Origin of the sequence: Longimicrobium sp. (assembly GCA_036389135.1) — a bacterium.
In the GTDB taxonomy this organism is placed as follows: domain Bacteria; phylum Gemmatimonadota; class Gemmatimonadetes; order Longimicrobiales; family Longimicrobiaceae; genus Longimicrobium.
Genome location: DASVQP010000057.1, coordinates 1 through 18,007 on the forward strand (window position 1 = coordinate 1; position 18,007 = coordinate 18,007).

An 18,007-nucleotide genomic window follows, 5' to 3' on the forward strand; every position below is an offset into this window, starting at 1 on the left:
GCTTGTCCAACGTGGTATCGTCCAGCACCAGCACGCCTCGGCGGCGCCGGACCTGAGTGCGAGCCTCCTGCCACAAGGTCTCTGGATCGGGCTCCAGCCGGTGTAGCAAGCGCGTAAACGCATCGTGCGCTGGCGCTTCAGTTCCGCTCTCCGGATGCACGCGGGCGGCTTCCGTGCCACTCACCATGCGCGGACTGGCGATCAGGAACTGTATGTAGTGGCTATCAATCACCTTGGATGCGTTCATAGCTGTAAGCTACCTGCTTACAGCCAACTGCGTAACTCCTATCGGTGGGAACTGATCGATTGACCGCGCCGGCGCGGAGGTTGGTTCCCTCACCCGCCATGCGCCACGGGATCAGCGACTTCTGGTGGAGGTAGCTGTTGAACCGGTAAACGTGCGGATTGCACGGACGACTGCACTCGAAACTTATAGGCTGAGTCCGCACCTACTCTTCAGGGTCTCCATGACTGACCTCAATAATCGCATTAAGGAACTGCTCGGTTATAGCAGTGAACGGCCGGGTAGCGATGCCGAGACTCAATATCATGTGGCATTCAATCAATCAGGGGTTAACAAGGCGAAGGAGGTCCTTGCTGAACTTGATACGTATGGTGCGCGGCTTGAACGCTTGGCTTACCTAAGCATCGGTGGTTCGACGGGTGCCGAGATCCTGCACGTGCTGGAGCAGTCCGCGGTACGATTCGGCGTGCTGCTGGAGTTCGATGACGTAGCAGGAGGGATAGCCGAGGAGAGGGGGAAAACCCTGACCGGGAAGACATTACGTGTATTTCGGGGGGACGCGACACAAAAGATTACCGCATGTAGGCAATTGCTCGAACGCTGGTATGTGGATGGGAAAATCGACGGTATCGTCTGCTCGATCCAGGCGGTGCTCCATGAGCTGCCGACGCGGAGTCCAGGGTATGATGTGAATCATCTACTTGGTGAAGCTCTGTGGAAGTGGGATCCCTGCTACCTCTTCTGTCGAGAACCATGCTCCCCTAGACAGTGGCCGGAACGAGTTAAGCTATCGGTGGCGGGGGTGGATGGCACGCTTCTCCGGGCACTTGCATCTCACGTCGGTAGCATGCTTGGAATACCGGGGGAGGCTCGCTCAAGTGGCCCAGACGCAATTCTTGTTTCACGGGACCTCGCCGTGGAGCTCCTCTTTAAGCTATTTTACATCAGAGATTACGCGTACGAAATTGGTGAGCGAGTCACTTCCGTCTCGCCCGAACGACTCCTCGCCGCCGCCGCGGCAGCGCTCAAAGGAGGCATTGTCACTCCGAGGTGGCAGAACAGCGACAGCTTCGAGCGCCTGTACCGTGAGTATGGTGTCGAAGCGGCGGATCCCGAAACGAATGACAAGCTTCCGCTGCCCATCGCGTACGTGCGGCTAGTCGGGAGGCGCGACTCCCTGTCTTCCAAAGGTGCCGGTAAGACCGATGCCGCGCTTGAACGAGACGATGCTGCAGGTGCGCGACGAGAACATTCCGGTGATCTCAATCTGGAGAGCAGGTCCCAATTCCGAGTAGAAGCCGATGTTCGTGAGAGCCTTCGACCAGAACCCCCCGCACCTCTGCCCCGGGCCGTACGCGCGGGTTGGAAGTGGCTATGGGGGACTAGCGTTGCATTTGTCGCTCTGTTGGGCGCGGTTCTTCTGAATGCGAACCCCGAAAACCCTCCTACCCCTCCGGCTCCACGTCCCCCAGCAGATAGTACCAGGAACGAACCTGTACCACCTAACCCGTCTCCAGAACCTAAACCATCCCCTGCTCCCGCCGCTCCGCTCGACTCTAGCACCAACCCAAACGGCTCCGCGGGAAGACTAGACAACGCTCCGGTGGGCACCGCAGGCTCTATAGCAGCCGCCCGGCATCGCTATGCGGAGAAGGAATATGCCGAGGCACTGCCCATATTCACGGCAGCGGCCGAAGCGGGCAACCCGGAGGCCATGGGCTTTTTAGGAATCATGTATTTGAACGGTTTCGGTACCGACAAAGATCATGACATGGCATTGAAATGGCTCCGCCGAGGCGCCACGAAACGAGACGCACGCTCGATGAACGCGCTAGGAATTGTCTACAAAGACGGACTTAGCGTTGACCGAAATTACATGGTTGCGAAGGAATGGTTCCTATTGGCCGAGCGAAATGGGTACGCCGAAGCCATGAACAACATTGGTGATATGTACCGTCAAGGGCTAGGGGTACAATCTCGTCCCGATTCCGCTCTGCACTGGTATGAGAAGGGAGCGAACGCAGGCTCGTTAAACGCCATGGTCAACGCGGGCCTGATGTATAAACTTGGCCTAACCGGTTCTCCCGATCTGAACAAGGCGATTCATTGGCTTAGGACGGCAGCAGACGCAAGGTCATCCCGAGGGATGTCTGAACTCGGATCAATGTACCAAGAGGGTATAGGAGTAAGGCGAGACTATGAGGCGGCGAGAACGTTGTACCTACGGGCAGCCAATACGGGATCCGCGCAAGGAATGTATAATTTGGGAGCACTACATTATAATGGCCTAGGTGTACGGAAAAATCAGGCAGAGGCGATCCACTGGTTCCGAAAAGCTGCTGCTGCGGGGTCAGTCGAGGCAATGGGGGCTCTCAACGCACTTGGCGTCGCGGCGCCGTAAGCGAGCGGATGCAATCAAGAAAGCCCCTGCGGATTCCTGCTCGCGAACAGCCGCTGGCCCGTGTGCCCTGAAATCCTCCCGCACCAGCGCTAGCGGTCCATGCACCGCAGTGAGCCTGCTTGGGATCAACGGGTGAACCAGTTGCATGGCTCCCGATAAGAGCCGTTCCTCTTCCCTTCTCATCATCAGCACCATTTCGAGGTTCGGGGGAGAATGCTGCGCTAGCGTCAGTTACGCCTCTCCTCTTACATTCCGCGGCACCGCTGCCCCCTCGGCTTGACGCTCAGGGTTGGATGGCGTAGCTTCAGCGCTCTCGAACGATCGTTCGAACGGACATTCGTGCGGGACTACAACTGCTACGACCAGGATATCGCCCGCTCCGCGGACGAGGCGGGGCGACCGGATGAACAACGATGAGACGAAATTTCACGTTCCACCCGCAGAGGGAGAGGATCGGATGGCCCGATACACTGACGAAGAGCTCAAGGAAAAGGTCCACAACGGCTTCATCGTCGAGTATCCCGACGAGATGACGGAGGGGTACCGGAACGCGCTGATCGTGCAGCTGCTGGTGCAGGCGGACACGGAGCTGATCTCCGCGCCGGCGTACTTCGGGGCGGCCAAGGACGCGCCGTCCACCAACACGATGGTGAGCGCCACGGCCATCATCCAGGACGAGCTGGCGCACGCTAACATCGCGTACCGCCTCCTCGAAGATTTGGGGATGGACAAGGAGCAGCTCGTGTACGGCCGCCAGGCGCACGAGTTCAAGCACCCGTACGGCTTCGACCACCCGCTGGAGAACTGGGCGGAGCTGGTGGTGGCCAACGGCCTCTACGATCGCGCCGGGATCACCCTGCTGGGCGACGTCTTCAAGAACACGTCGTACGGCCCGCTCAAGCGCGCGCTGGTCAAGGTGGACCAGGAGGAGACCTTTCACCTGCGCCACGGCGAGATGTGGATGAAGCGCCTCTCGGCCGCGGGCGGCGAGGCCAAGGAGTCGATCCAGCGCGCCGTGGACTGGATGTTCCCGATGGCGGTGGAGTGGTTCGGGCTTCCGGACGACATGAAGCGCCATTCGGGCCAGCTCGACTACAAGCTCAAGGGGATGACCAACGACGAGCTGCGGCAGACGTGGATGCAGTCCACCGTGCCGCTCTGCGAGTCGATCGGCATCAAGGTGCCGGCGCACTGGGACGAGGGGCGCGAGCGCTTCGTGCTGGACTACGCCTTCCCCTGCGAGTACGACGAGGACGAGAAGCGCTGGCTCATGGATGAGGGCGGGATCTCGTGGAGCCAGGTGTTCGAGCGGTGGAAGGGGCGCGGGCCCGCGAACAAGCGCTTCGTGGAGTCGATCCAGGAAGGGCGGGCGTTCCGGGGCATGCTGGAGGCGGCGTGACGGCGACCGCAGTGCGTGAGTGCGGGAGTGCGTCAGTGCGTTTGTACGGTGCGGGCGAGGAGTCCAGCGCACTCACGCACTCACGCACTGACGCACTTCGATCCTACCCGGTGCCGGCGGAGGAGCGCACGGGAGCGCTGTGGGATGCGCTGCGCGAGGTGATGGACCCCGAGATCCCTATCTCGCTCGTGGACCTGGGGCTGATCTACGACGTGCGGCGGGAGGGGATGGCGGTGGAGGTGGACCTCACCTTCACGGCGACGGCCTGCCCGTGCATGGCCTTCATCCACTTCGACATCCAGGACCGGCTGCAGCGCGAGCCCGGCGTGGCCGAGGTAAAGGTCAACGAGGTGTGGACCCCCGCGTGGACCAAAGCCCGCATCTCGCCCGAGGGCCGGGAGATGCTGAAGACGATGGGTGTGTCGATGTAACGAAGTGCCCAGTGCCGAGTGCCTAGTACCAAGTAGCCTCCCACTAGGCACTTGGCACTGGGCACTAGGCACTTTTACCCCGGACCAGCACTCCGCACCGTGATCTCTAAATGAAAGAACCCGTATACGAAGTGTTCGCGCGCAAGGGGCGCGAAGAGCCGCTGCGGCACATCGGCTTCATCAACGCGACAGACGACGACTTGGCGCGCGTGTACGCCTGGAAGACGTACGACGAGCAGAACTGGGCGGAGATGTGCGTCATTCCGCGCAGCGCCATCATCCCGGTGGATCCGGGGGAAAGCCAGTTCGTGACGGCCAACGCCCCCGCCGCCGAGGACTCGATCGTCCACGCGCGCGCCACCGGGGCGTACGGCGGAAGCGATGTGGCCATCAAGGAGGGCGAATGAGCATCGCAGAGGGAGCCGCGCGGGTGGAGAAGGCGGAGGAGCTGGGCGAGGGCGTCCGCGCCGCGCTCCGCGACCTGATCCTGACGCTGGCCGACTGCAAGCGTGTGCTGGGCCTCCGCTACTCGGACAAGATGCTCGGCGCGCCCACGCTGGAGGCGGGGATCGCCGCGTCGTCGATGGCGCAGGACGAGTGGGGGCACGGGCGCCTGACCTATGCACTCCTATCCGAGTTCGGCGACGACCCCAAGGGCGAACTGGAGCACGGGCGCGCCGCCGCGGAGTACCGAAGCATGGGGCCGCTCGACCGCGGCTTCGGCTCGTGGAGCGAGACGGTGGCCGCCGGGCTCCTGCTGGACACCGCACTCACGGTGCAGTACGGCGCGCTGCTGGACAGCCGCTACGTCCCCGTGCACAACCGCGTGCAGAAGCTGCTGGACGAGGAGCGCTTCCACTTCCAGTACTCGGCCGGGTGGGCGCGGCGGATCGCCGGCGTGTCCGTGGTCCGCGGCGAGTTCGCGGCGGCGCTGGCCGGCTATCTCCCCGAAGCGCTCCGCTGGCTCGGGCGCGACGATGCGGAGTCCAACCAGCTCCTCCTGTCCGACGGGATCGTATCGCAGGGGCCGTCCGCCCTGCGCGCACGCTTCCTCCGCCGCGTGGGCCCAGTGCTCGCCGAGGCCGGCCTGGCCGAGTCGCTAGGAATCGCGCAGGTGGACGGCGGCGAGTGGCGTTGCGACGCCACGCTGCACTGGGACGGCTGGAACGACGCCACCCGCCGCGCCAGCGGAGTGCTGGACGAGGAGACCGCCGCCCGCGCCCGCGGCGACAAGAACCGCGCGATGCTCCTGGACTGACGTGGCCGAGCCGCACGCCGACCGCCGCGCCGACGAGGTGGAGGAGAGCACCCTCCCCGACGCCGCGCCCTGCCCCTTTTGCGACGGGCGCGACACCCGGCTGATCAACCCGTTCGGTGGGCAGCTCTCCGTCGCGCAGTACTGGTGCAACCGCTGCCGCACGGGCTTCGAGTACATCAAGTGGGAAGACTGAGACCCGGCTAACACGGGGTGACGGTCTGATCGACGAGGGGGCGCCGCGGCTGGCGCCCCCTCGTTGCGTACCTACGCCGCGCTCGAATCTGCCATCTGCCTGCGCGTTGCCCGGAGCTCGGCCACGAGCCGCTCGACTCCCTCCCTGGTGAGCACGTCGGAGACGGGGAAGCTCACCATGACCGACTTGGCGCCGCGGGCGGGGGCAGGCAGCACGTCCAGGCGGGCATAGCGCCCGTGATCCCGGTCCGCATCGAAAAGGAAGAGAACGACTGGGCTCAGATTCCTCCGAGCCCGCCGTACCTCTGTCGCGGCGACGGGCCAGCGCAGCTCCGGGATGGCGTCGATCTGCCCCGCCTTGGTTCGGAATGAGGAAAAGCCCCTCACGCCAACCTGAAAGAAAAGGCCGTCGTCAGTGGCTACCACGAGGTCGTACTCCTGGCCGGGCGGATCCTTGAACACCGTCAACTCCGGAACGCGAGCCAGCGCCAGCTCCGCCAGAATCCTGCTGCGCCAGCCGACGTATTCCGGCCCTCCCGGTTCGATTTCGAGAAACGCCTGCGGGTTAGACATCCTTGAACCTCGTGTGCCGAAGTGCACGCCGGCTCGCTTTCCAGAAGCTCTCAACCTCCTGGTACAACCCGGTCCTGACCGCGTCGTTGCGCAGGGGATACTCCCGCGTGATGCTCGATACCCGGCTCGACCGGCGATCATGAGCCGCGACGATGTACGAGTTCTCGGAGCGTACGTCCACCCCAATGAGGTACGTGGGGGCCGGGATCGCCACCATTTTGTTGAACCTGTCCGGCCGCATCGCGACGGGAAGCCTCCCCGCAGAGGATGCCTTCTGAACCGTCCCCTTTACCCGAGCAAAGAAAAAGCCCTGCGCCTCCGCTCCCGGTCCAAGGATATCGACCAGGAAGTCAATCGTCGGATAGGCGTCGCCCAGGTGCGTCATCCTGAAGAGAGCACGCTCGTAGCCGCCCTTCACTGGCCGCGAGAGGTCCGTCGAGACGATGTACTCGGCCAGCTTCCCGATTTGCTCTGTAGTCAGTGCCACGGCCCTGGTGCGCTCAACGTTTCGGCGAGAATGGAGCGCAAAAGCTGCACCGCTGCCGGCGTGGCGACAAGGGGTATTCGGGGGTTCCGACAGAGATGGTTCGGCGGGTGGCGGAGTAGGAGCCGTGACCGTGAAGATGGGGTCTACGCCGGCGCGTGTAGCGGTGGTCGAGGCGGGGAAAGGGCGGGCAGACACGTGGGTCACGTGGGTCTGCCCCTACGGGATTCGGTGCGACGGGCGGGAGGTCGAGGAGGATGGAGGGGAGGGCCGGGGCGACCGTCAGGCCATCTCCTCGAGGGCGCGGCGGACGTAGACGGGGACCATGGCGTGACGCCAGTCGGGGTCCACGATGAGGTTCTCGAGGGGGTGGCACTGCTTGAAGGCGAGTTGGGCGGCGGCGTCCACCACCTCGCGGAGCGGGGCGCCGGCGAGCTTGTCCAGCCCCGAGACCACGCGCGGCTTCGCTCCCAGCGCGGAGACGACCAGCGACAGCGATTCGACGCGGCTGTCGGGCGTGAGGCGCGCGGCGGCGGCGATGGAGAGGAGGGGGTAGTCGACCGAGTTGCGCTGCCTCACCTTGCGGTATGCGGTGCGCAGTCCGGGCCCGGGCAGCGGGATGCGGATGCGGTGGATGAGCTCGTCGCGGCAGCGCAGCGTGTTCGACTTGCCGTCGGCGATGAAGAAGTCCGCGACCGAGAGCGTGCGCGCGCCGTCGGCGGATGCGAGGTCGAGCGAGGCGCCGAGCGTCATCAGCACGGGGGGCGTGTCGGCGGAGTGGGCGGCGACGCACTTCTTGCCGACCCTGGTGACGTGGCAGACGTCGCCGTCCTTCTTGAGGCAGAAGCCCAGGGCCTCGCGCCAGAAGTAGGACTGGTTGTAGTAGGTGCAGCGCGTGTCCAGGCAAAGATTGCCGCCCATCGTGCCGGAGTTGCGGATCTGCGGGGCGGCCACCTTGCCGGCGGCCTCGGCCAGCGAGGGAAAGTGGCGGCGCACCAGCGGGTTGCGCGACACCTCGGTGAGCGTGGCGCCGGCGCCGATCACCAGCTCCCGCGCGTCGGGCGAGTCATCCGCCACCATGTTCCCCGCGCCGTCCGCCAGGCCGATGCCGCGCAGCTCCGCGATTCCCTTGACCGCGACCAGGTGGCGCGGGGTGAAGAGGCGGTGCTTCATGTTCGGCATCAGGTCCGTGCCGCCGGCGATGGCGAGCGCATCCTCGTGCCCGCGCAGCAGCGCGAGCGCGTCGGCGAGGCGCTCGGGACGGTGGTAGCGGTACTCGTGAAGACGCAGCATGGGGGTCGGTCGTGAGGATGCGGAACGCGCGCAAATGCTCGCGCAACATAGCGAAACGGCCCGCGACCCGGAAAGGGCGCGGGCCGTCGTGGCTCGCGTGATCAGCTCTGCGATGGGAAGTTCACCGGGACCCGCAGGCGGAAGACGGCGCCCTCGGCCGCTTCCCCGTCCTCCACGTCGAGCGTGCCGTGCAGGCGACGCGCGAGCTGTCGGGCGACCGTGAGCCCCAAACCTGTGCCGCGGGTGGCGGAATCGGTTCGGGATGGGTCGCAAAGCTGTTCGAACGGCTGGAAGATCCGCTCGCGGTCGGCGGCGGGGATGCCCGGGCCGGTGTCGGCGACGCGGAACTCCAGGGTGCCGGGGTCGCCCGCGGTGCGCGCCTCCACGCGGACGCTGCCGCGCGGGGTGAACTTGAGGGCGTTCCCCACCACCGCCTGCAGCACCTGCCGCAGCCGCTCCGGGTCGCTCTCGACCGCGGGGAGCGTCTCGGGGGCGACGATGGTGAAGGAGAGCCCCTTCGCCTCGGCCTGCACGCGGAGCGGCTCCATGGCGGCGTGCAGGAAGTCCGCCGGGGCGAGCCGCACCGGAACCACGCGCAGGCGGTCGATCTCGGTGGTGGAGAGGAGAAGGACGTCGTCCACGAGGCGCGACAGGTGCTCGGCGCACATGCTGGAGCGCTCGGCGGCGCGCTGGGCCTCGCGCGGCATGTCGCCGAAGGTGGCGGTGGCCAGGAGGTGCGAGTAGCCGACGATGGCGTGCAGCGGCGTGCGCAGCTCGTGGCTGGCCGCGGCGAAGAAGCGGGCGCGGGCCCGGCTCGCCTCCTCGGCCTCGGCGGCGTAGCGGGCCAGGTCCCTGTCGCGCTCCACGCGCGCCGTCACGTCCTCGAACAGGATCGAGGCGCCGCCGTCCGTCAGCGGGCGCGTCCACACGTCGAAGTAGCGCCCGCGAAAGGGCTCTGCTTCGACCGCGATGGCGTGGAGCCGGTGCGGCTTCCCGTCAGCCAGCGCCGCGCGCAGGGTGTCGCGGAGGAGGGCCGGCTCCTCGGGGAGCAGCTGCCAGATCTCCGCGCCGGGAACGGCATCGCGGCGGGCGCCGAAGACACCACGGGCGGCGCGGTTGGCGTACGTGATCCGCCCCGCCGCATCCACCGCCACGCACCCGTGCCGCAGCGACTCCAGCAGCCCGCGCGAGCGTCCCGCATCCGGCTCCACGGCGCGAAGCTGGAGCGCGATGCCTTCCTCGGCGGGCGTGACGATCACGCAGAAGCGGTGCGGCGCGCCGGGGAAGATCTCCTCGCCAGGCACGCGGACCGGCCCGTCCGCGTTACGCGCCCGCGACAGGCGCTCGCGCACGAACGCCTCGTCCGCGTCCGGGAAGGCGTCGGATACGTGGAGGCCGAGCAGCTCCTCGCGGGGGGTGCCCAGCATCCGCTCGGCGGCGGCGTTGCAGAAGGTGAGGCGCCACTCCGGGCCCACCATGCAGAAGCCGTCCGAAAGGGCTTCGAGGGCCGGAATGCGCTCGGGTACGACGGACACGGTCACACGATACTCCGGGTGCTGCTCCTGCGCGGGCCGGAATGCCCGCCACGCTCTACTGGATGGTTGGACCCCCGGGGGGCGGCGTCTGTTCCCACTGAACTACAGGGATGGGGGATGAGGGGATGGGGGATGGGGAACTACATCCCTTCATCCCTTCATCCCCCATCCCCTCATCCCCTCATTTAACCTGCGCCGCCATCCGGTCCCGCGCGGTCCGCCGGTTCGTGGGGATGCTCCAGAAGATCACGTCCTCCCACCACTCCGGACCACGGAACTTGACGTTGGAGAAGCGCGCGCTGACGCCGTAGAACTCCGGGTCCAGGAAGATGGGCGCGTAGACGGCGTCGTCGATCGCCGTCTGCTCCAGCGTGCGCCACATGGCGCGGGCACGCGTCGTGTCCGCCTCCACCAGGAGGGAATCGATGAGGGCGTCGACCCGCGGGTTCTTGTAGCCGGCGAAGTTGGCGCCGCCCGGGGGAATGGAGCGCGAGTGCCAGATGGCTTCCGCGTTGGGCGCCATCACCCCCGGGCCCCATCCCCAGCCCCAGAACGAGCCGGTGAACTGGCGCGCGCGGAGGCGCGAGACCCAGGTGGTGCTCTCCATCGGCTTGAGGACCAGGTTGATGCCGGCCTGCTTGGCCTGGCTCTGCATCCCCACCAGCATGTCCGGGCGCATGGGGTCGCTGGAGCTGAACTCGATCTCCAGGTTCAGCGGCCTCCCGCCCTTGTCGCGTATCCCGTCGCCGTTGGTGTCGCGCCAGCCCGCGGCGTCCAGCAGGCGCCCGGCGCCCGCGACGTCGTACGGGATGGTGCGCACGTCGCGCGAGTGCTCGCGGAGCGCGGGCGGGATGGGCGACAGAGCCGGCTCGCCCGCCCCGCGCAGGAGGCCCTCGACGAGCGCGGGGCGGTTGATCGACATCAGGAACGCCTGCCGCACCCGGATGTCGCTCACGGGCTCCTTGTCCACGTTCCACGCGATCCATCCCGGGCGCACGCGCGGGGTGTGGTGCAGCTTCACGGCCTGCGAGCTCTCCACGCGCCCCTTCTGGTCCGCCGACACCTTGGTGAGGTCGCCCTCGCCGTTGAGGAGCGAGGTGAGGCGGGCGCTCGGCTCGGGGACGTTGCGCACGATGATGCGGTCGATCGACGGACGCCCGCCCAGCGCGGTGGTGTTGGCGTTGACCGTCACCTGCCGCCCCTGCTCCCAGCTTCCGAAGCGGTAGAGGCCGTTCCCCACCGGCTGGCGGCCGAAGGCGTGGAAGCGCATCTGCGCCGGGGCCACGTCCTTGAGGATGTGCTTGGGGACGGGGATCACCTCCAGGAGCGCGTTGACCGCCGCGGGGCTCATCCGCGAGAGCCTCGCCTCCACCGTCATCGAGTCCACCATGCGCACCGACTCCACCCCCTCCACGTCCGGCTTGCGGGGTGAGCCGACGTTCTCATCCTTTTGGCGCTCGATGGTGAACACCACGTCGTCCGCGGTCACCGGCTTTTCGTCGTGCCACTTGAGGCCGGGGCGCACCTTCATCACCACCGTGTTCCCGTTCACCTGCCACGACTCCAGGAGGTCGGGAACGTAGTTGCTGAGCGTGCTGTCGCGCCGCGCCAGCGCCCTGAACATCAGGTGGACGAGGTTGTACGACGGCGACGCGTCGAAGGTGAGCGGGTTGAGGTTGTCCGGCTCGCGATCCCAGAGGACGATCAGCGTCCCTCCCGGAGGCCCGCCGCCGAACGTCTTGTAGCCGCCCGGAGGCGCTTCCTCCGCCGCCCCGCCGCCGCCGGCATCACCGCCCCCGCCCCCGCACGCCGCGGCACCCAGCGCCGCACAGACCGCCAGCGCGCCGGCTCCGCGCGCCGCCCACCGATGCAGAAGCCTCATCTGCCCGCCTTTCAGAAGGGGTTGTTCGTCGCACGCGATCGCCGGGTGCGGCGCAGGAAAAGTGCCTAGTGCTCAGTGCCAAGTGCTAAGTGCTAAGTGCTAAGTGCTAAGTGCCAAGGCCAAGGCCAAGTGCTAAGTGCCAAGTGCCAAGTGCCAAGTGCCAAGTGCCAAGTGCCAAGTGCCAAGTGCCAAGTGCCAAGTGCCAAGTGCCAAGTGCCAAGTGCTGAACTGCAGACCCAGCACTTTAGGACTTAGCACTTAGGACTGCCGTTCAAAACTTGTCGAACGTCCACGGCTTCGGCACTCCCCAGGCATGGTCGAGCGCCTTGGTGAACTCCGGCCGGTCGATGGTGGCGAGGCCGCCGGCGATCGCCTGCCAGGGGGCGAGCGCGCCGACGAAGATGCGCGACAGCGTGTCCATGGGGAGCGAGAAGGTGGCGTCCACCGCGCCGCCGCGAAACGGCTCCACGTCCATCCGGCCGCCCTCCATCCGCACGCGCCACGGGCCGCGGTTCTCCGCCACCTGGCCGTCGTTCACCTCCAGCCGCAGCGTCATCTCCTCCTCGGGCTGCAGCGAGCGCATCCCAAGCGCCTCGGGAACGTCGAGGACGCGGAACATGGGGCCGCGGAGAAGGGTGGCGGAGGGGAACCAGAGGCCCCAGCCCGGGTTGCTCAACAGCGGCAGGCGCGGCTCGCTGATCCGGTCGCCGAAACCCTCTTCCGGGTGCGCGCGGTAGACGATCTCGCGCCACTGGTCGCCCAGCGACGACATCCAGGCGTAGAGGCCGCGCTGCGCACCGAGGGTCAGCCAGACGCGCTCCTCCACCTCCAGGAAGCGCTTGTCGATGGGGAGGTCGGCGCGGTAGCGGACGATGGCGTACCCCTCCGCCTCGCCGCTCTCGCCCCAATAGACGACGGCCGCCTGGTCCTCGCTTCCCCACGAGTTGCGCCAGGAGCGGACGGTGCGGTCCAGCTGCCCGCTCTGCAGGCGCTGGGCGGCCTGGGCGTAGACGGCGCGCATGGCCGCCATGTCCTCGGGCGAGTCCACCAGCCGCACCTTCATCCGCTCCGCCTTGTCGTCCGGCAGCAGGCCTGGGGCGAGCTGGTACTGGTGCGCCTCGCCGGCCAGCCCGTAGCCGAGCTGCTCGTAGAACGACGCGCGAAAGGGGTAGAGCGCCGAGCCCACGTCGCCGCGCTCGCGGGCGTGGTCGAATCCGGCGGTCAGCATGCGCCCCGCCAGCCCCCGCCGCCGGTGCGTGGGGGCGATGGCGACGGAGGCGAGCCCCATCACCGGCATGGCGACCCCGGCGATCCACTGCCGCAGCCAGAGGAGCTGGCAGGCGCCGATCAGGCGGCCGTGCTCCTCGGCCACCCACAGCGATTCCAGCCCCCCGTGCGGGCCGTTGACCAGCCATTCCTCCCACCAGTGATGGGTGCGTGTGGTGGACGGAAAGCTGTGCGACTCCAGCCGGGCCACCTCGGGCACCTCGTCCGGCCGCGCCGGGCGGAACGTCTCGCTCACCCCTCCCCCTCCCCTTTATGTGCTGGCCCGCGCCGGTGTGGCGCGCCTTTCGCAGCGATGCCCCTCTACTCGCCGCGCCCGGGGTGCGGCAATGCGGGTACCGTGCCGCGCGCCCGGACGGGCGGCGGATCGCTCAACTTACGGACGGCCATGACGCATCGCCAAGCCCTGATCTCCATTCGCTCCGCCGCCCTCGCCGCCACCCTGCTGGCCATGGGCGCATGCCGCACCGGCTCGCCTCCGGAGACCGCCGCGGGCTCCGCGGACTCCGTGGCGCGCCCCACCGCCACGGCCACGGCCGACCGCGCGCAGCAGCCGCCCAGCACGGGCAGCGCGGTGATCCCCGGAATCGAGATCCTCCTGCGCGACTCCATGCACCTGGTGCGCGGCAAGCGGGTGGGCCTCATCACCAACCAGAGCGCCGTCACCCGCTCCGGCGAGCTGGGCGCCGACGTCCTCGCCCGCACCCCGGGCATTCAGCTCGTGGCCCTCTTCGGCCCGGAGCACGGCATCCGCGGCAACCTGGAGGCCGGCGCCACCTTCGTGGGCGGGCGCGACACCAAGACCGGCGTGGTGGTGCACTCGCTCTACGACCGCACGCAGCGCCCCACCGCCGCGGAGCTGGAGAACGTGGACGTGCTGGTCTTCGACATCCAGGACATCGGCGCGCGCGTCTACACCTTTGTGTGGACGATGGCGATGGCGATGGAGGAGGCCGCCAAGAAGGGGATCCCCTTCGTCGTTCTCGACCGCCCCAACCCCATCACCGACATGCAGGACGGCCCGGTGATGGACCTGGAGGTGAAGACGGTGACGCAGGTGATCACCGGCTACTACAGCGTCCCGCTCCGCCACGGGATGACCGCCGGCGAGATCGCGCGCTACTACAACGAGGACGCCAAGATCGGCGCCGACCTGCACGTGGTGCCGGCGGAGAACTGGAACCCGAGCACCTGGTTCGAGCAGACGGGGCTCCGCTTCATCCCGCCCAGCCCCAACATCCGCTCGGTGACTTCCGCGCTGAACTTCACCGGCCTCGTGCTGGGCGAGGCGACCACGGTGCACGTGGGCCGCGGCACCGATGCGCCCTTCAACTACGTGGGCGCCCCCTGGCTGGACGCAAACCGCCTGCTGGCGGCCGTGGCGAAGTACAATCTGCCCGGCGTGCGGCTGACCCCCACGCAGATCACCCCCACCACGGACCCCGCGGTGGATACGGACTACAAGGGCCAGACCTTCACCACGCTGCGCCTGGAGGTCACGGACCGCGCCACCTACCGCCCCGCGTACACGGCGCTGGTGCTGCTGAGCGAGGCGAAAAAGCAGAACCCGGCGCAGTTCAGGATCAAGAACACGGGCTTCACGCAGATGCTCGGCTCGCAATGGGCCCGCGCCGCCTTCGACCGCGGCGAGGACCCGCGCGTGATCGACGAGCGCTGGCGCCGCGAGCTGGCCGAATGGAACCGCACCAAGCGCGAGCGCTACCGCATCTATCCGCGCACGGGAGGAACCGCCACCGGGGGGTGAAGCAGCGGGATAAAGCATCGAGGGCCGCGTCGCCGGGGGCTGAAGCCCCCGGCTGGAACGACGGGAAGACCGCTGAAGCGGTCTCGAGGGCCGCGGCGAGAGGGGGCAGCGAGGAACGAGCGGGGGTGAGGGCCCTACGTATCCTCCCCCAGCCCCGGCGCCTCGGCGCGGCGCAGGCCCACCACCAGCTCGTCCACCCACTTCTCCACGCCGCGCGCGTCCTCCTCGTTCAGGAAACCGGTCTCGTCCTTCACGCCGTCAATGGCCTCGCCTCCGCTGCGCTCCACGACCTTGGCGACCACGGCGCGCCAGTTTGCCTTCTGCGCCAGGAAGCCGGCGGTGCGCATCGCCACCATGTCCAACAGGTTGGAGGCGCGGGTGAAGGAGCGGATCTCGAAGCGGATGATTCCCCCCTCCCGCTCCTCCACCAGGAAGCGGATGGCGCCGGAGAGCGGGTGCCCCTCCACCGTGAGCAGCGTGATGACGCGGTTGCGCGCCTCCGCCACCCGCACCTGGATGTGGCCGCGCATGGGGAGCGACAGCGTCAGCGTCTCCCCCTCGTCCAGGACCAGTGGAGAGCCTGGCTCCACCCCCACCTTCACCAGTCCCTCGGGCGGGAGGGTGTAGAACTCGCGGCGCAGCAGCTCGAAGATCTCGTCCGCGCTCATGCGCGAACCGCGTATGTCCGCCCAGTAGCTCTGCCGCTCCAGCTTCCCCGTGCCGTCCGAGGGGACCGCCTCGGGGAGCGCGTCCACCAGCCTGCGCAGCCCCGCGTCCAGCCCCAGCGGCTGCACGCCAAAGGTGTCCGTCAGCGCGTTGGGCGCGCCGGGGGGGATCAGGTTCCCCTCGATGAGCATGGTGACCTGGTCTTCCTTGATGGGAAGCTCGATCCCCACCGTCTCCGCCGCGCGCGCGCCCAGCCTGGTGAGGAGCTCCGGGACGGGAAGGTGCACCGGGTGCATGTCGGTCAGCGCCTCCAGCCGCTCCAGGATCTCGCGCGTGTTGGTGACCTCGGGGCCGGCCAGGTCCAGCGCCTGGCGCACCGGCTCGGGGTTGATGACGGCGCGGGCCAGCGCCTCGCCCAGATCCTCGTGCCACACCGGCTGGAAGGGCTGGTCGCCCATCCCCACCAGCGGGATGGCGGGCATGGTGCGCACCATTTTGAGGAGCGTGGAGATGACCTCGTCGCCCGGGCCGTAGACGTTGCCGGGGCGCACGATCAGCCACCCCGGCGGGTCCTCTTCGCGCACCGCCGCCTCGCCCGCGAACTTGGAGCGGTGGTAGTCCGACTCTCCGCCGTTCGCCCCCAGCGACGACACGTAGACGAAGCGCCGCACGCCGGCCCGCTTCGCCTCGCGCGCCATGCGCCGCGTGCCGTCCACGTTGACGGCCTGGAAGGTGACCGCGGGCGGGTTCTCGGCCACGATCCCCACCACGTGCAGGACCGCGTCGCACCCCTCCGCCGCGCCGCGAACCCCCTCGTCGCTGGTGACGTCGCCGGTGTGGGGTTCGACACCCTCGGGCCATTGGCGCGCATCGTCCTCCGCGTGGCGTGAGAGGAGCCGCACCCGGTGCCCCGCGGCCAGCAGACGGTCCACCGAAGCCTTCCCGACGACCCCCGTTCCCCCCGTGACCAGCACTTTCATCCGCCCCCCTTCCGCTGTAAGGTTGGGGGCCGCGCTCGCATTTCAGGTGCCAACATCAGTTCCGGCACTGGCACTAGAACGCGCGAGAGTGCATACTGTACTCACCCAGTGCTAAAAAAGCTGCCATCCCGCCCGGCCGCCGCCGGTGCTTCACGGGAGCTCGCACGCTCCCGCCGCGCCACCGCGCGGGCAGGATACCACGGCCTGATCCCTTCTAGCACGACACCCCCACCTCCTGGCACGCGGAGCCCCAGTCGATGACCGATTCGTCCCCCCCTCCACGCCCTGCTCGCAAGCCGAGGCGCCGCTGGCGCTGGCACGTTCCCCCGGCGCTGATGCACGGCCCGGAGCAGCTGGAAGGTGGTGAGATCCTGACGGAGATGGAGGGCGCGCAGGCGCTGGTGATGTTCCAGCTCGCGCGCGACGTGTCGCTGTGGGGGAGCGCCGATCCGGACGAGCGCCGCCCAGATCCGGACGCCACGGGCCCCGAGGGCCACAGCGCGGACCGCGCCGACTTCTTCACCGCCGGCGCGCACCCCCGCCTGGTCGCGCAGATGGAAGCGGCCGGCTTCGACTCCGCGGTGGAGGCGCCGCTGCGGGCCGCCGCCGAGGTGCTGCGGGCGCCGGGCGAGGTCACGCGGGCGCAGCTTACCGCGGCCTGCCTGGACGTGTCGAAGTGGGCGGACGAGCGGGACCTGCCGGGAACGGCGCTCGCCTGGGCGCAGGCCGGTGCCATTGCTTCTCCCCGCGACGCGGCCATGGGATTCCGCGTGGGGCTCCTGGCCCGCAGGCGGGCGGAGTATCCCAGGGCCGAGAGCTGGTTCCGCCGGGTGATCGGGCTGGGGAGGCAGGCGAAGGATTGGGAGTCGTATTCGCGGGCCTTCCTGGGGCTGGCGAACCTCTACATCCAGCGTGGCAACTACCCTGCGGCGCGTCGCTTCCTGATCCGCGGGCTCCGCGCGGCGCGAAGGCACGGCTTGCGGGAGCTTCAGGCGAGCGCATACCACGATCTCTTCGCCATCGCCGTGCAGACCGATCAGTTCGGCGAGGCCAACGACCTGGCCCGTCTCGCCTTCCGCGCCTACGGTCCCCGGCACCCCCGCCTCCCCGTCCTCGCCAGCGACATCGGCCTCCTCTGGCTCCTCCGCGGCGAGTTCGCGCCGGCGCTGGACGTGCTGCGCGCCGCGCATCCGCACATCACCCACCCGTGCGAGCAGCTGCTGAGCTGGGGCAACATCGCGCGGGCGGCGGGAGGGGCGGGTGACCGGACGATCTACGACGAAGCGTGGGACAACATCTGGAGCTACGCGGGGGACTGGCACAACCGCGAGAACGCACCCTGGGCGCTCATGGATGCGGCGCGCGGGGCCACCAGCCTGGGCGACTGGGCGCGAGCCGAGCGGGCCGCGTCGACCGCGCGAGAGATCGCGGTGCGGCGCAAGGAGGCGCACGTGCTGGCCGAGGCGGAGTCGGTGCTCGATTCGGTCACGCGCAGGCTTCAGTTCTCCGCCGCGGCATCGTCTTCGGAGGATGATGCACTGGTGCGCGGGCTGGCCTCGGACCTCACTCGTTACCTGCGCGGGAGAGCGGCCGTGGAGTAGTCTCCGCGGCCGCTCCCGC

15 protein-coding genes and 1 pseudogene are annotated in these 18,007 nt (G+C 68.1%); 8 read left to right on the top strand and 8 right to left on the bottom strand.

The annotated features are described in order from the left end of the window. Window positions 1-217: pseudogene (locus VF584_13665) on the bottom strand (IS701 family transposase). 250 nt (window positions 218-467) lie between these two features. Here VF584_13665 and VF584_13670 point away from each other — a divergent pair. The 6 genes from VF584_13670 to VF584_13695 all read left to right on the top strand — a co-directional run bounded on the left by VF584_13670 (window position 468) and on the right by VF584_13695 (window position 5,926). Continuing rightward, window positions 468-2,645 (top strand): tetratricopeptide repeat protein, encoded by a 2,178-nt coding sequence (locus VF584_13670; protein ID HEX8211217.1) that lies wholly within the window; start codon window positions 468-470, stop codon window positions 2,643-2,645. Between the two features lie 457 nt (window positions 2,646-3,102). Then, window positions 3,103-4,044 (top strand): Phenylacetic acid catabolic protein, encoded by a 942-nt coding sequence (locus tag VF584_13675; GenBank protein HEX8211218.1) that lies wholly within the window; start codon window positions 3,103-3,105, stop codon window positions 4,042-4,044. Between the two features lie 110 nt (window positions 4,045-4,154). Further along, window positions 4,155-4,475: a metal-sulfur cluster assembly factor gene (locus VF584_13680; GenBank protein ID HEX8211219.1), complete on the top strand. Its 321-nt coding sequence runs from the start codon at window positions 4,155-4,157 to the stop codon at window positions 4,473-4,475. A gap of 110 nt (window positions 4,476-4,585) precedes the next feature. Continuing rightward, complete coding sequence (locus VF584_13685) at window positions 4,586-4,882, top strand: hypothetical protein (protein HEX8211220.1); 297 nt, start codon at window positions 4,586-4,588, stop codon at window positions 4,880-4,882. Next, entirely contained in the window at window positions 4,879-5,733 is an 855-nt protein-coding gene (locus tag VF584_13690) for a Phenylacetic acid catabolic protein (protein ID HEX8211221.1), read from the top strand. Before VF584_13685 ends, VF584_13690 begins: the two co-directional genes overlap by 4 nt. Window position 5,734: 1 nt before the next feature. After that, the gene (locus tag VF584_13695) at window positions 5,735-5,926 is read left to right on the top strand and encodes a hypothetical protein (GenBank protein HEX8211222.1); all 192 of its coding nucleotides are present in this window, start codon (window positions 5,735-5,737) and stop codon (window positions 5,924-5,926) included. Window positions 5,927-5,997: 71 nt separating this feature from the next. Here the strand turns inward: VF584_13695 and VF584_13700 are convergent, their stop codons facing one another. The 6 genes from VF584_13700 to VF584_13725 form a co-directional block, all read right to left on the bottom strand. Next, window positions 5,998-6,498 (bottom strand): hypothetical protein, encoded by a 501-nt coding sequence (locus VF584_13700; GenBank protein ID HEX8211223.1) that lies wholly within the window; start codon window positions 6,496-6,498, stop codon window positions 5,998-6,000. After that, window positions 6,491-6,985, bottom strand: coding sequence for a hypothetical protein (locus tag VF584_13705; protein ID HEX8211224.1), 495 nt, complete (start codon window positions 6,983-6,985; stop codon window positions 6,491-6,493). Before VF584_13705 ends, VF584_13700 begins: the two co-directional genes overlap by 8 nt. A gap of 279 nt (window positions 6,986-7,264) precedes the next feature. Continuing rightward, window positions 7,265-8,275, bottom strand: a complete 1,011-nt coding sequence (locus tag VF584_13710) for an FAD binding domain-containing protein (protein ID HEX8211225.1) — start codon at window positions 8,273-8,275, stop codon at window positions 7,265-7,267. A 101-nt stretch (window positions 8,276-8,376) separates the two neighbouring features. Continuing rightward, window positions 8,377-9,816, bottom strand: coding sequence for an ATP-binding protein (locus tag VF584_13715; GenBank protein HEX8211226.1), 1,440 nt, complete (start codon window positions 9,814-9,816; stop codon window positions 8,377-8,379). A gap of 175 nt (window positions 9,817-9,991) precedes the next feature. Continuing rightward, complete coding sequence (locus VF584_13720; GenBank protein ID HEX8211227.1) at window positions 9,992-11,692, bottom strand: ABC transporter substrate-binding protein; 1,701 nt, start codon at window positions 11,690-11,692, stop codon at window positions 9,992-9,994. Window positions 11,693-11,963: 271 nt separating this feature from the next. Continuing rightward, window positions 11,964-13,214 carry a GNAT family N-acetyltransferase gene (locus VF584_13725; GenBank protein ID HEX8211228.1) on the bottom strand — a complete coding sequence of 417 codons (1,251 nt, stop codon included), beginning with the start codon at window positions 13,212-13,214 and terminating at the stop codon, window positions 11,964-11,966. Between the two features lie 150 nt (window positions 13,215-13,364). Between VF584_13725 and VF584_13730 the strand changes: the two genes are divergently transcribed. Continuing rightward, window positions 13,365-14,741, top strand: coding sequence for a DUF1343 domain-containing protein (locus tag VF584_13730; GenBank protein ID HEX8211229.1), 1,377 nt, complete (start codon window positions 13,365-13,367; stop codon window positions 14,739-14,741). Window positions 14,742-14,875: 134 nt separating this feature from the next. Here the strand turns inward: VF584_13730 and VF584_13735 are convergent, their stop codons facing one another. After that, entirely contained in the window at window positions 14,876-16,387 is a 1,512-nt protein-coding gene (locus tag VF584_13735) for a DUF1990 family protein (GenBank protein ID HEX8211230.1), read from the bottom strand. Between the two features lie 257 nt (window positions 16,388-16,644). Here VF584_13735 and VF584_13740 point away from each other — a divergent pair, with 257 nt between their 5' ends. Beyond that, window positions 16,645-17,988 (top strand): tetratricopeptide repeat protein, encoded by a 1,344-nt coding sequence (locus VF584_13740; protein ID HEX8211231.1) that lies wholly within the window; start codon window positions 16,645-16,647, stop codon window positions 17,986-17,988. Window positions 17,989-18,007: the final 19 nt, after the last annotated feature.